Origin of the sequence: Enterococcus sp. AZ009, assembly GCF_050548785.1 — a bacterium.
GTDB classification, from domain to species: domain Bacteria; phylum Bacillota; class Bacilli; order Lactobacillales; family Enterococcaceae; genus Enterococcus_D; species Enterococcus_D entomosocium.
The window spans coordinates 3,252,659-3,266,635 of the sequence record NZ_CP172960.1 but is presented as its reverse complement, the minus strand read 5'-3'; the positions used below and the strand labels follow the sequence as shown (position 1 = coordinate 3,266,635).

General features: G+C 44.6%; 8 protein-coding genes. 7 read left to right on the top strand and 1 reads right to left on the bottom strand.

Annotation, left to right across the window (positions count from 1 at the left end; translation table 11 throughout):
- Positions 1–21 precede the first annotated feature (21 nt).
- The 4 genes from IGJ74_RS15395 to IGJ74_RS15380 all read left to right on the top strand — a co-directional run bounded on the left by IGJ74_RS15395 (position 22) and on the right by IGJ74_RS15380 (position 8,450).
- Positions 22–1,674 carry an extracellular solute-binding protein gene (locus tag IGJ74_RS15395; RefSeq protein ID WP_087664584.1) on the top strand — a complete coding sequence of 551 codons (1,653 nt, stop codon included), beginning with the start codon at positions 22–24 and terminating at the stop codon, positions 1,672–1,674.
- A gap of 84 nt (positions 1,675–1,758) precedes the next feature.
- Positions 1,759–4,806, top strand: a complete 3,048-nt coding sequence (locus IGJ74_RS15390; RefSeq protein WP_087664585.1) for an alpha-mannosidase — start codon at positions 1,759–1,761, stop codon at positions 4,804–4,806.
- 6 nt (positions 4,807–4,812) lie between these two features.
- Positions 4,813–7,068, top strand: coding sequence for a glycoside hydrolase family 3 N-terminal domain-containing protein (locus IGJ74_RS15385; RefSeq protein ID WP_087664586.1), 2,256 nt, complete (start codon positions 4,813–4,815; stop codon positions 7,066–7,068).
- On the top strand, positions 7,065–8,450 hold the full coding sequence (locus tag IGJ74_RS15380; RefSeq protein ID WP_087664587.1) for a glycoside hydrolase family 1 protein: 1,386 nt from the start codon (positions 7,065–7,067) through the stop codon (positions 8,448–8,450). The genes IGJ74_RS15385 and IGJ74_RS15380 overlap by 4 nt, the downstream gene beginning before the upstream one ends.
- Before the next feature lie 69 nt (positions 8,451–8,519).
- On the opposite strand, the gene IGJ74_RS15375 is transcribed toward IGJ74_RS15380, so the two are convergent.
- The gene (locus tag IGJ74_RS15375; RefSeq protein WP_008379484.1) at positions 8,520–9,380 is read right to left on the bottom strand and encodes a MurR/RpiR family transcriptional regulator; all 861 of its coding nucleotides are present in this window, start codon (positions 9,378–9,380) and stop codon (positions 8,520–8,522) included.
- A gap of 216 nt (positions 9,381–9,596) precedes the next feature.
- On the opposite strand from IGJ74_RS15375, the gene rpsO reads away from it, so the two are divergent.
- The 3 genes from rpsO (at position 9,597) to IGJ74_RS15360 (ending at position 13,977) form a co-directional block, all read left to right on the top strand.
- Positions 9,597–9,866, top strand: coding sequence for a 30S ribosomal protein S15 (gene rpsO, locus IGJ74_RS15370; RefSeq protein ID WP_005228072.1), 270 nt, complete (start codon positions 9,597–9,599; stop codon positions 9,864–9,866).
- 382 nt (positions 9,867–10,248) lie between these two features.
- On the top strand, positions 10,249–12,366 hold the full coding sequence (gene pnp / locus IGJ74_RS15365; protein ID WP_008379486.1) for a polyribonucleotide nucleotidyltransferase: 2,118 nt from the start codon (positions 10,249–10,251) through the stop codon (positions 12,364–12,366).
- 210 nt (positions 12,367–12,576) lie between these two features.
- On the top strand, positions 12,577–13,977 hold the full coding sequence (locus IGJ74_RS15360; protein WP_074536709.1) for a glycoside hydrolase family 1 protein: 1,401 nt from the start codon (positions 12,577–12,579) through the stop codon (positions 13,975–13,977).

Sequence of the window (13,977 nt, the reverse complement as noted above, 5' to 3'; positions counted from 1 at the left end):
AAAAATCAAAGGAGGAAGAAAATGGGATTAAAAAAGAAACTTTTACGAATGGCGGGTGTCGCTTTATGCAGTACCCTCGTCTTGGGTGCCTGCGGCAATTCATCAGATGAGGGAACTGGAGAAAAGAAAGAGGTTGCTATCAATCATGACAGCCAATTTCCAATCATCAAAGAAGGCGAAGAGCTGACCTTGAATATCATGGCACCAGGTGTGGGAATGGCCGAGTGGGAAGACATGCCGACGCTACAGGATTACCAAGAAAAAACCGGTATCAAACTGACTTATACGACACCGCCATCGGCTGACTTTAGTACGAAACTGAACTTAGCCTTTGCTTCCGGCGACTTGCCGGATATCGTTTACGGTGCTGGTTCGCAAGCACTGACGGCTTCGATGGAGATCGATTACGGTTCACAAGGGATTTTACTTCCCTTAGAGGAGTATATCACGCCAGAAATCATGCCAAATCTTTATGCACTGACGCAAGAAGATCCCTCAATCTTGAAATCGATCACCACGCCAGATGGGCACATTTACTCCTTACCAATGATCTCTCGGAATGCGACTTCAATCTGGTGGCAAGGCCCGATGTGGTACAACGGCACGTGGCTAGATAATTTAGGTGTATCAGAACTGCCGAAAACCACAGAGGAACTGCAAGAATTGTTGACGCGTTTCAAAGACGAAGATCCTAACGGAAATGGTCAAGCAGACGAGATTCCATTGACGGATGTCGATATGAACTCGACACGTGTTTGGTTGATGGCCGCCTTTGGCTTACGGACTCGCGGGATTCAAGTGGACGATGATGTGGTCTCCTACACACCGACATCAGAAAACTACAAAGCATTCTTGGAATACATGAATACACTGTACGATGAAGGATTACTGGATAAAGAAGTTTATGGACAGTCCGATGAGCAGAAAAAAGCGAAGGGTGAAAACAATCAACTAGGGCTTTTTGCCGACTATTTCAGCTTCTTTACTACTGGTCGCAGTGAGGCAGAGGCGATGAACGATCCGATGTTCCAACCGTTGACCTCTGAATGGGCACCAGAAGCCAAGATTCCTGGCAGTCCACGAATCTCTCGGGGAACTTTTGCATTGACCAATGTCAATCCTTCCCCAGAAGCTTCCATGCGTTGGGTGGATTACTTCTATTCGGAAGAAGGCACAAAATATATTGAACAAGGGCCAGAAGGTGTTCTTTGGGAGTACCAAGAAAATGCGGATGGCGAAAAAGTCCGGGTTTATGTGGATGGCATTGATACAGACAACACGGAAGACGAACGCGGCAAAATCACGCCGGCGTATGGATTGACTACACCAAACATTGTCATTGATACAACAGGTGAATACCATATCCGCAAAACGGCTGATGAAGAACCAGATACTCGTTTTAGTGATTGGGTTGCACAAGAAACGGCAGAAAAGATGGAAGACATCGCTGAAGTACCATTCCCGCTACTGTATTTAACGATTGAAGAAAATGACAAAGTAGCAGCCACTGCCACTGATTTGACAACTTATGTAGAACAAATGGAAGCGAAGTTTATCACAGGTGTCGAGCCATTAGACAATTGGGACGATTATGTGAAAACGATCGAAGCAATGGGCATTGACGAATATGTCGAAGTCTATCAAACGGCCTATGACCGCTGGAAAGCAAACTAATATCATACGATAAGGGAAACGGGTCGAGACAATCAATCTCCACCCGTTTTTTTTCAAAAAATAGATAGAGGAGTCAAAAGAAAAATGAGAGTTATGCAGCCTTACGAGTTTGAACGCATCCGAAAAATTTTCTACAAATTAAAACAGTACCGTGTACGCTATCAACAGCCAATAGACCTGCTTTTTTTAAAGCAAGAGGATTGGGTACCGTATGAACAAGGGAGTTATTTCGGAGAAAAAAACACCTATTATCAGTTGAAAGGCAGCTTTCAAGTTCCCGCTGACTGGGTAGGGAATCCTTGTGTCTTACAAGTCTATTCAAGTCTCTCAGAGTGGGACAACACCACCAATCCCCAAATCAAAATTTATTTGGACGATACCTATGTCCAAGCTATCGATGTCAACCATCGAGAGGTCACTTTGGCTGAAGGATATCAACAAAAAGCAGTCAAACTGAAGATTGATCTGTTCTCGGGCCGTTCCGATAAACCATTCCCACTGCATATCAACTTATTGGCATTGGATCCTGTCGTCAATGAACTCTGGTTTGATTGTTATGCCCTGTTTGATAGTTGGCGTGCCATTCGTGCGTTTGGCGGTGACGAAGCATTTTATCAACAAGTCCTTGGTCAAGTCGCCAATATCTTGGATTTTCGTACGCCCTACTCAGCGGCATTCTATGAAAGTCTCGCAAAAGCAAAGCAGCTGCTTGCGTCATGTTACTTACCAGCGCATACACCAAAACAAAAAGTGACAGCTGTCGGTCATACCCATATCGACCTGGCGTGGCTTTGGACGGCACAGCAAGCTATTGAAAAAGGCGAGCGCAGTTTCCAAACGGTCCTGAAATTGATGGAGGAGTATCCAGATTATACGTTTTTTCAAAGCCAACCACAACTATACTATTCCATGAAAACCCACTATCCTGAACTGTACGCAGCAATGAAAGCAAAAATTCGAGAAGGAAGATGGGAAGTTGACGGGGCGATGTGGGTGGAAGCCGATTGCAATTTGACTTCAGGGGAATCGCTGGTTCGTCAGATCCTTTATGGCAAACGGTTTATGAAAGAGGAATTTCAAGTCGATAGCCGCATCTTATGGCTACCGGATGTCTTTGGTTATTCAGCCGCCTTGCCGCAAATTTTACGCAAAACAAATACGCCCTACTTTATGACGACGAAGCTGTCATGGAACCAGTTCAATCAAATTCCTTATGATTCCTTCTATTGGCAAGGAATTGATGGCAGCCGCGTTTTGACGCATTTTATTACCACCATCAGTGAAGGATACAGTCCAAGAGATTATTATACGACGTATAATGGATTGCTAGATCCTTACACGATCAAAGGCAGTTTTGAACGTTATCAGCAAAAAGATCAGCACGACGAAATTTTGATTGCCTATGGGTACGGTGACGGTGGCGGAGGCCCGACGAAAGAGATGCTAGAAGTCCAGAAACGGCTGCAAAAGACATTGCCGGATATGCCGACGATTACTGGCAATCATGTGGGGGGCTTTTTTGATCGACTGGCAGATTCTTTTAAGGAAAAATCTGGCCCAGTCTGGTACGGCGAATTGTACTTTGAATACCATCGTGGAACACTGACTTCGATTGGCAAAAACAAGAAGGCCAATCGCCAAGGAGAATTTTTCTTACAGACGATTGAAAAACTTTATAGTATTTGTGCAATCAATCGTTATCCGCAAGCTGAATTAGAACAACTTTGGAAACAGCTGCTATTTAATCAATTCCACGATATTCTGCCGGGAAGCTCGATCAAAGAAGTTTATGATCAGACGGATCAAGAGTATCAACAGCTCTTTGATAAAGGCTGCAAGCTGATCGAAGCTTTGATTCCAGCAATGCAAGCAGCCGAAGCTACGTCATGGCATGTCTTTAATCCGCTGGGACAAGAGCGGACGGGTCTGGTCTATTTAGACGATCAGACAGGGATCAAAGAAGCTTACCTGACTCAGCGGACCCATGATGACCGGCTCTTAGTCAAAATTCCCGCCATGGCTGGATTGAGCTGCAAAACACTGACCCCTGTCTCAGCTGTGCCTCAATCAAAGCAAGTGGCAATGCGGCTGGAGGAATCGTTTGAAACGGTTGATTTTAAAGTGATTTTTGACGAACACTTTGACATCATCTCTTTATTTGACAAACGGCAGCAGCGAGAGATCGTGCCAAAAGGAGAGCGGTTGAATCAGTTAGTGGCTTACGAAGATCTGCCAATGGATTATGATGCGTGGGACATTGATATTTATTACCAGAAGAAGCCTTATCCTGTGAAGCAAGTTCTCTCAGCTGAGGTTGTTGAGCAAGGGGAGATTCGCGATACCTTGAAGATCAAACGTCAGTTTGAAGATTCTTTTATTACGCAATGGCTGCATTTTTACCATGGCACGGGAAGAATCGATTTTGAAACAGCGGTTGATTGGCACCAGCATCAACTGCTGTTAAAGGCATTGATGCCGATTGATGTTAACACATTGGAAGCAACGTTTGATATTCAATTCGGGCAGGTAAAACGGCCTGTGCATCAAAACACGACATGGGACCAAGCACGTTTTGAGAGCTGTGGACAAAAATGGGTAGATCTCTCAGAAGGGAATTATGGGGTTAGTATTTTGACGGATTCGAAATATGGGTTCAATACGGATTATCAAAAAATCGGGCTTTCTTTGATTAAATCGCCGATCGATCCGTATCCTGAAGCGGATCAAGGCCTTCATGAGTTTACCTATTCCTTGTACGCCCACGAAGGAACTTGGCAAGAAGCGCAAACGATGGAAGAAGCATTGGCATTAAATGTTCCCGTTCTGACGGTTCCAAGGGTGTCACAACTATCAGGGGATGCTTTTCTAGCAGTCGACCAAAAGAATGTCTTACTGGATACGGTGAAAAAAGCCGAAGATGAAGAGGCACTGATCGTGCGGTTGTATGAATATCACAATCAAACCACCGCCTGTCAAATGCGCTGCCAGAAAAGAATCAAAAAAGCGGTTTTAACGAATCTTTTGGAAGAAACCGTCGCTGAACTGTCGGTCGAGCCGCTGGATGCCCGAAGCATCACAATCCATTTTCAGCCTTTTGAGATCCAGACCATCATGCTTTATTTAGAAGACTAAATAGAAATGGAGAAGCATATGATTGAGACACTTTTACGGCAAATGACATTGAAAGAAAAAATCGGCCAGCTGAATCAGCGTCTGTATGGTTGGGAAGTTTACGAAAAAAACAATGGAAAAATTATTTTAACTGAAACCTTTAAAAAAGAAGTAGCTCGTTTTGGCAGTCTTGGCTGGATTTACGGCGTGTTTCGAGCTGATCCTTGGTCAGGTAGAAATCAGCAAACAGGCCTGACGACCACGGAGTCCTATGAGCTATCCCTTATGATTCAAACTTATTTGCAGGAGCACACTCGGCTGGGGATTCCGGCCCTTCTCAGTGAAGAGTGTCCTCACGGGCACCAAGGTTTAGAAGCGACGACGTTTCCGGTCAATTTTAGTGTTGGTTCTAGTTGGAATCCAGAGCTGTATCAAGCGGCCCAAACTATCACTGCTCAAGAGATTCGGGCAAAAGGAGCCCATGTTGGCTTGGTTTCCGCATTGGACATTGCTAGAGATCCGCGTTGGGGGCGAACAGAAGAATGTTTCAGTGAAGATCCGTTTTTAACCAGCAGATTTACCAAAGCAGCCGTCAGAGGGTTACAAGGATCAAAAGCAACGATTGAAAAACAGAACGTTTTAGCGGTGTTAAAGCACTTTGCTGCCCAAGGTGCAGGAATGGGGGGACACAATGCAGGGCCAGTGGCAATCGGTGATCGGGAATTCCGCGAGATCCATCTGCCACCAATGAAAGCGGGGATTGCTGCTGGGGCCTTGGGGTGTATGGCTGCATACAATGATCTAGATGGTGTTCCGTGCCATGCCAATGCTTATTTGCTGCAAGATGTTTTACGAGAAGAAAGTGGCTTTACGGGAATTGTGATGGCCGATGGGTGTGGGCTGGATCGGATTGCTGACTGGCTGGGGAGCCACCCACAAGCGGCCGCCAAATCCTTGACCAGCGGTGTGGATGTTAGTTTATGGGATGAAGTTTTCCCAGTGTTAGAAGAAGCTGTCCTTGAGGGGCTACTTGCGGAAACGGCGATCGATGATGCAGTCCGTCGTGTGCTTCTTTTGAAAGAAAAACTTGGCTTGTTTAAAGAAGCAACGCCCCGTGTTTCATTGCCCCGTAAAGAAAAGGCGCAACAAGTTGCCTTGAAATTGGCGGAGGAATCGATTGTTTTACTAGAGAACAATGGTATTTTGCCTTTGAAGAAAACGCGACAAAAGATTGCCGTCATCGGTCCTCACGTTAAACAGCTCTATCATCAGCTGGGGGATTATACGCCATTCAAGGAAGAAACAACATGTACGACCCTTTGGGAAGGTTTGACCAGTTTAAGTACGCATCAAGCTGACTTCTTCTACGAGAAAGGCTGCGAAATCTCTAGTGGCACACTGGCTCAACGAAGGCAAGCCTGTCAGATTGCAGAAAAAGCGGATGTCGTCTTAGTGACGATCGGCGGCTCCAGTGCCCGTGATTTCACAACGGATTTTGACAAAAACGGTGCCGCCTTAAGGGGATCTCAGGAAATGACCAGTGGAGAAAACATCGACTTGGCTACCCTCGATTTGCCGCAATGCCAGTTGGATTTACTGTTTGCGTTGAAGAAGAGTAAAAAGCCGCTGATTGGGATCGTGATTTCCGGTCGACCGCATTGCTTAGCTCCTTTGAAAGACTTGTTCGATGGGGTGCTTTACGCTGGCTATCCCGGCCAATATGGAGGGGAAGCGATTGCTCGGATCCTTTTTGGCGAAACGGTACCTAGTGGGAAATTAGCAGTTTCTATTCCTGATACAGTTGGACAACTGCCTGTCTGTTATAATTATCGCAACACAGCGTTTCAAAAAGACTACCTCGATCAAAAAGGCGCACCAGTATATTTTTTTGGTTATGGGCTTAGTTATGCCTCTTTTATTTGCAGCTCGGTTTCGGCTGAATATGCAGGGGAAGGCATTATCGTCAGTGGCACACTTGAAAATCATTCTACTGTGTCTGGTAAAGAAGTGGTCCAATGCTATCTAAAAGAGTATACAAAAGCATATGTGCCGAGGAAAAAAGTCTTATGCGGCTTTCAAAAAGTATGGGTGCCTAGTCAAGGACAAGCAACTTTTCAACTCGTGATCGGTGAAGCATCATTGCAGCAGCTGGCAATTTCCTTGGAAGAAACAACATCGTTTTGTCTGGAAGTCGAAACAGCAGGTCAGCAGTATCGATTTGTATTTCAACGGTCCAACCCTGACCGCACGTGGCAGGTAATTCAGAAAGGAGCAAAAGAATGATTCAATTTCCAAAAAACTTTTTATGGGGAGCGGCCGCGTCAGCACCGCAAACCGAGGGGGCCGCAGTGGTTGACGGCAAAAGTCCCTCTACATGGGACAAATGGTTTGAGTTGGAGCCGTCACGCTTTTACGATGGTGTCGGACCAAGCGACACCTCAAATACCTACTATCAATACCGGGAAGACGTAGCAAACATGAAGGCCATGAACTTGAATTCCTATCGGACATCGATTGCATGGACCCGCTTATTACCAGATGGAAAAACATTGAATCACACGGCAGTCCGGTTTTATCGGGCATATTTTCAGGAAATGCTGGATCAAGGCATCGAACCGATCATTAATTTGTTTCATTTTGACATGCCTTGGTGGCTGATGGAAAAAGGAGGCTGGGAGGCGCGGGAATCCGTGGACCATTTTGCATTTTATGCAAAAACTGCTTTTGAACAATTTGGCGATTTAGTGAAAAAATGGGCGACCTTTAATGAACCATTGGTGCATATTGAATGTGGGTATTACGGAGATGCTCATTGGCCGCAAGTGCGTGATTTCAAGCGGGCAATTCAAGTTGGTTATCATACCTTGTTAGCCCATGCGAAGGCAGTTGCCGAGTTTCGTAAAATCGCACTTCCTGATGGAGAAATCTGTATCATCTTGAATTTGTCACCTGTTTATCCAAAAAGTCAAGAAGCGGCTGATCGAGAAGCCGCTGAATGGGCAGATCTCTTGTATATTCGCAGTTTTTTGGACTGTGTCGTTTATGGACAATTTCCTGAAAAACTAACGAGCTTATTCAAGGAGCATCAATTGTCCCCTGAATATGAAGCAACAGATGCGGAAATTTTTCGCGAAAATACCGTAGATTTTATTGGTTGCAATTATTATCAACCGTTGCGGATCCAAGCACCACTTCCGCAGAAGGCAGCATCCGGTCCCTTTGAGCCACGTCAGTTATTTCGTGGGTACGATTGGCCAGAGAAAAAAATCAATCCTCATCGCGGCTGGGAAATCTATCCAGAAGGGATTTACGATATCGCGATGCGTCTAAAGAATGACTATCAAAACATGCCATGGTTTGTTTCCGAAAATGGCATGGGGGCATCTGAGGAAGAACGGTTCATGGACGCCACGGGGCAGGTCAATGATACGTATCGGATCGCCTTTGTTGAAGACCACTTGCGTCAGCTGCATCATGCAATCGAAGACGGGTCTCCTTGTTTCGGTTACCATATGTGGACCTTTATGGATTGCTGGAGCTGGTTGAACGCATATAAAAACCGTTATGGGTTTTATCGAGTGGATTTGAAAAATGACTTCAAGCGTTATCCCAAAGCGTCCAGTTTTTGGTTGGCAGAAGTAGCTGCCAAGAATGCCCTTGATTGATCAAAGTGTCCTTAGAAGAAAAAATACCGCAGGAAAACTTTCCTGCGGACTTCTTTGGCTATGAATATTTTATAAATACTTCTCACGAAAATCGGCAATGGCTTGGCGTGAGGCATAGATATTGCGTGCCAGCTTTTCATTCTTGCTTAAAAAGACATAGAAAAGGACATCGACCGCCAATAGGTGGGCGATAATCGAATTCGTAGCAGCACTACGTTGGTTGGCTTCTTTGGAACGGGACACTTGCAGGGGAACATCCGCCAACTTTGTTAACGGATTACTGCCAAATCGGGTGAGTGACAGAATCGGGACGCCAAGATTTTTAACGATTTCTGCTAAGTGAACCATCTCAGGCGTGTGTCCACTGTTGGAAATGACCCAGAGGAGACTTTTTTTCTCGTTTTTGACGAGTTGCGGCAACAAGAGATTGTAGTCATTTTCAAACACGACGATTTTGCCTAAACGGGTCCATTTTTGTTGGATATCTTGTGCGATCAATGAAGAAGCACCGATCCCGCAGACAAAGATTCGCTCACGAGTCGCGATCAGTTCAGCGGCAGCCAACATCAGCTGTTCTTCTAACAATTGGGCCGTCTCATTCATAGTCACCTGTGCATTGTGGCTTAATTTAGAAGTGATGGCATGAAAGGGCTCATTTAATTCAACATCGGCATAGCCCAAGTTTTCATTGGCATTTTGGCGCAAGCCGGATTCCGCAGATAATTGTATTTTTAAATCTGTCAAACTAGCAAAGCCGGTTTTTTTCGCAAAGCGTACGACAGTCGGCGCACTGATCCCAGTGGCTTCTGCTAATTGACTCGCAGTCATCGACGGCACTTTTTCAGGATTGGCCTCCATGAATGCGAAGAGTTTCTTCTCAGAAAGCGATAATTCATTTTTCATGCTCTCGATTCGGGAAAGAACGCTCATCCTTACACTTCCTTTAGATAGAGTAGTATCCTAAGTATAACATAAGTTTTGGAGGAGCTTTCAAAAGAAACGAAAAGAATAGGTGGATAAACTTGCTTTTTTCCTTAGAATCAAGTAAAGTAATTACGTGTGAAAAGCACAGTACCTGTTACTTGGTTTAACGAATCACCAACGTTTTACTCAGTCGCAGGGGAAAAAGAAAAAGAGGTGAAAAACATGGCAATTTCAAAAGAACGCAAAAACGAAATCATCAACAAATTTGCACGTCATGAAGGAGATACTGGTTCTCCAGAAGTTCAAATCGCTGTTTTAACAGAAGAAATCAACCATTTGAACGAACATGCACGTATGCACAAAAAAGACCACCATTCATACCGTGGGTTGATGAAAAAAGTTGGACATCGTCGTAACTTATTAGCTTACCTACGTCAAAAAGACGTACAACGTTACCGCGAATTAATCCAAGCTTTAGGATTACGTCGTTAATCAAACAAAGAAAAGTGAGGTTCAACCCGAATCTCACTTTTTTGCTATGAATCACTGCGACTGAGCGGCGCAAGCCGCACAGAGCAGATGACGAATAGTACTAGGCGAGGGAAACGAGCGTAGTGACCAAGCAGCGGAATCACTGCGACTGCAGTGTCGGCTAAAACAGCTGATGCAGTCTGACAGGTGATCTCGAGCCATCTAAAAAGTGAAACACCGAAAGAGCGGCCTTTTGACTGGTGAATCAAAAAGCGCAGCTAAAAAGAATTTTGGGTCCTTGTAAGCAGCATCCTACTAACCAAATGAAAGCAGCGGAACGACATTCCGATTTTTTCATTTGTTTAGTAGTGACTTGCTGGGATCCGATGAAAAGGAGCAGAACATGACAGAAAAACAAGTATTCAAAACAACTTGGGGCGGCCGCCCATTAGAAGTAGAAGTTGGCCAATTAGCCAAACAAGCAAACGGAGCTGTATTGGTTCGTTATGGCGATACGGTTGTCCTAAGTGCAGCGGTTGCATCTAAGGAAGCAAAAGATACCGACTTTTTCCCATTAACAATCAATTACGAAGAAAAAATGTATGCTGTAGGGAAAGTACCTGGTGGCTTTATCAAACGGGAAGGACGTCCAAGTACGGAAGCAACCTTGACTGCCCGCTTGATCGATCGTCCGATCCGTCCAATGTTTGCGGAAGGTTTCCGTAACGAAGTGCAAGTAACAAACATCGTAATGAGTGTTGAGCAAGATTGTACGCCAGCAATGGCGGCAATGTTAGGTTCTTCTTTAGCATTGTCTATTTCAGATATCCCGTTTGACGGACCGATCGCTGGTGTTGATGTTGGTCGGGTCAATGGCGAGTACGTCTTGAATCCAACAGTAGAACAAGCAGAACAAACCGATATCGAATTGACAGTAGCTGGAACGAAAAAAGCCATCAACATGGTTGAATCAGGCGCGAAAGAAGTTTCTGAAGAAGACATGTTAGGTGCGTTATTATTCGGTTTTGATGCTATCCAAGAATTGGTTGCCTTCCAAGAAGAAGTTGTCGCAGCTGTGGGCAAACCAAAAATGGAAGTCAAATTGTTACAAGTAGATGCTGACTTGAAAAAAGAAATTTTCGACGGCTACTACCAAACAATGAAAACTGCTGTTATGACGGAAGAAAAATTGGCTCGTGAAGACGAGATCGATAAAGTCAAAGACACAGTGAAAGAAGTATATGCAGAAAAATTTGCTGGACATGAAGAGGAAGCACAATTCTTGAAAGAAGTGAAACAAATCGCAGAAGATCTTGAAAAAGATGTGGTTCGCGAATTGATCACCATCGACAAGATTCGTCCGGATGGCCGTCAATTAGACGAAATCCGTCCATTGGCATCAGAAGTTGGCTTATTGCCACGTGTTCATGGTTCTGGTCTATTTACTCGGGGACAAACTCAAGCATTGTCTGCTTGTACGTTAGCACCTTTAGGTGAACACCAAATCATTGATGGATTAGGGGTTGAAGAATCAAAACGATTCATCCACCATTACAACTTCCCTCAATTTTCTGTTGGTTCGACTGGTCGTGCCGGCTCACCAGGACGTCGTGAAATCGGTCATGGTGCATTAGGCGAACGTGCCTTAGCACAAGTGATTCCTGATGAAACAGACTTCCCTTACACAATCCGTCTCGTTGCAGAAGTATTAGAATCAAATGGTTCTTCTTCTCAAGCAAGTATCTGTGCAGGAACCTTAGCATTGATGGATGCAGGGGTGCCAATCAAAGCACCAGTTGCAGGTATCGCAATGGGACTTGTATCTGATGGTGAAAACTACACGATCTTAACTGATATTCAAGGCTTAGAAGATCACCTTGGCGATATGGACTTTAAAGTTGCTGGAACCAAAGATGGGATCACTGCGTTACAAATGGATATCAAGATTCAAGGAATCACTGAACAAATCTTGACAGAAGCATTAGATCAAGCGAAAAAAGCACGGATGGAAATCTTAAATGAATTGACATCAACATTGGCTGCTCCTCGTGAAGAGTTAAGCCAATACGCACCGAAGATCGAAATGATCCAAATCGATCCTGCGAAGATCAAAGATGTAATCGGTAAAGGCGGCGACACCATCAATGGCATCATTGATGAAACTGGCGTGAAAATCGATATTGATCAAGACGGAAAAGTTTCGATTGCTTCTGCTGATGCAGAAATGATCCAAAAAGCTATCAAGATCATTGAAGAATTGACGAAAGAAGTAAAAGTTGGCGAAGTGTACCTTGGGAAAGTTGTCCGTGTTGAAAAATTCGGCGCGTTTGTCAACTTAATCAAAGGCAAAGACGGCTTAGTTCACATTTCACAACTTGCGAACGAACGGGTCAACAAAGTAGAAGACGTTGTCAAAGAAGGCGACGAAATCTTAGTGAAGGTCACAGAAATCGACAAACAAGGCCGTGTGAACCTTTCAAGAAAAGCACTATTGAACGAAGATAAAGCAGAGCAAAAATAAGCTGCTACTTCTAAATCATAAGCAAAGTCTAGGAAACTGGACTTTGCTTTTTTTGTGTCTAAGTAGCACATCTTCAAAAGGGTCTTACTTGACAGGAGTTATTTTTTGCGTTACCGCGAAAAATAAGAGATAATTCAGAATATTGTCTTTGCCATGCAAGCAATAATTCTAAGATGTTAAACGCATCTTATTTAGGATAAGGAGTACGATATGAAACAAACATTTCCAACTGATTTTTTATGGGGAGCATCGATTTCCGCTCACCAAACCGAAGGAGCGTATCAAACCGATGGCAAGGGACTGAGTGTCCAAGATACTCGTCCAAGAGACAACCACAAGATCGCGGATTTTACTGTGGCTGTCGACCATTACCACCAGTACAAAGAGGATATCGCCTTGTTAGCAGAAATGGGGATCAAAATTTTCCGCTTTTCGATCGCTTGGTCGCGAATTTTTCCAGAAGGGCGCGGTACTATTAATCAAAAAGGCTTGGATCATTACAGCGATGTCATTGATGAATTGCTGAAACACGGCATTCAGCCCTTTGTAACGTTGAACCATTTTGACTTGCCGCAAGCATTGGAAGACGAAGGCGGCTGGACAAAACGCAGCACCGTTGAGGCATTTGCCGCATACGCCAAAACGCTGTTTACAGCCTATGGGGATCGAGTGACGCACTGGCTGACGATCAATGAACCAAATATCATGCTGCTGGTGGATCAAAAAATATTAGGGAAAAAGATTCCATTATCAGAAAAATACCAGCAATTTCATCACCTGATGATCGCTGAAAAATATGCTTTCGAAGCGTGTCATGAAATCGTACCGAATGGCAAAATCGGACCGGTCCCAAATATTTCCTTGGTCTATGCGGCGACTAGTCGACCAGAAGACAACCAAGCAGCGTTGTATTTCAACAGTGTCCGGAACTGGGCGTACCTTGATTTCGCCTGCTTCGGTCGTTACAATACGGTCTTTCAAGATTATTTGAACCAAAATGGGCTCACGATTGACTTTGGTCCGGAGGATAAGGCGTTGATGGAACGGGCTAAGCCTGACTTTGTCGCGATGAACTTCTACACCACAGTGACAGTGGAGCAGCCGACGGAAGCTGGGGACATGAAGAACGGTATCAGCGATCAGCAAAGTGAAGACATTATGGAGCGTGGTTTTTACAAAGGGTTCACCAATACGTTCTTGAAGAAAAATGCCTTCAATTGGACCATCGATCCCTTGGGGCTGAAAACGACGTTGCAAACACTTTATGATCGTTACCACTTACCGATCATCATTACCGAAAACGGCTTAGGGGCCGAAGACCATCTAGAAGCAGATGGCACGGTTCATGATCCGTACCGCATCGACTATTTATCGCAGCATATCAGCCAATGCTTAGCCGCGATCAATGCTGGGGTGGATCTGATCGGATACAGTCCGTGGTCTGCCATTGATTTGATCAGTGTACATGAGGGGATTCGAAAACGGTATGGCTTCATTTACGTGGATCGCAATGATGCACAGGAAAAAGAACAAAAACGAGTGAGAAAAGACAGCTTTTATTGGTATCAAAAGCTGATTGAAGAAGGGGCGATCCCTTCGTTGGAGGAGTAA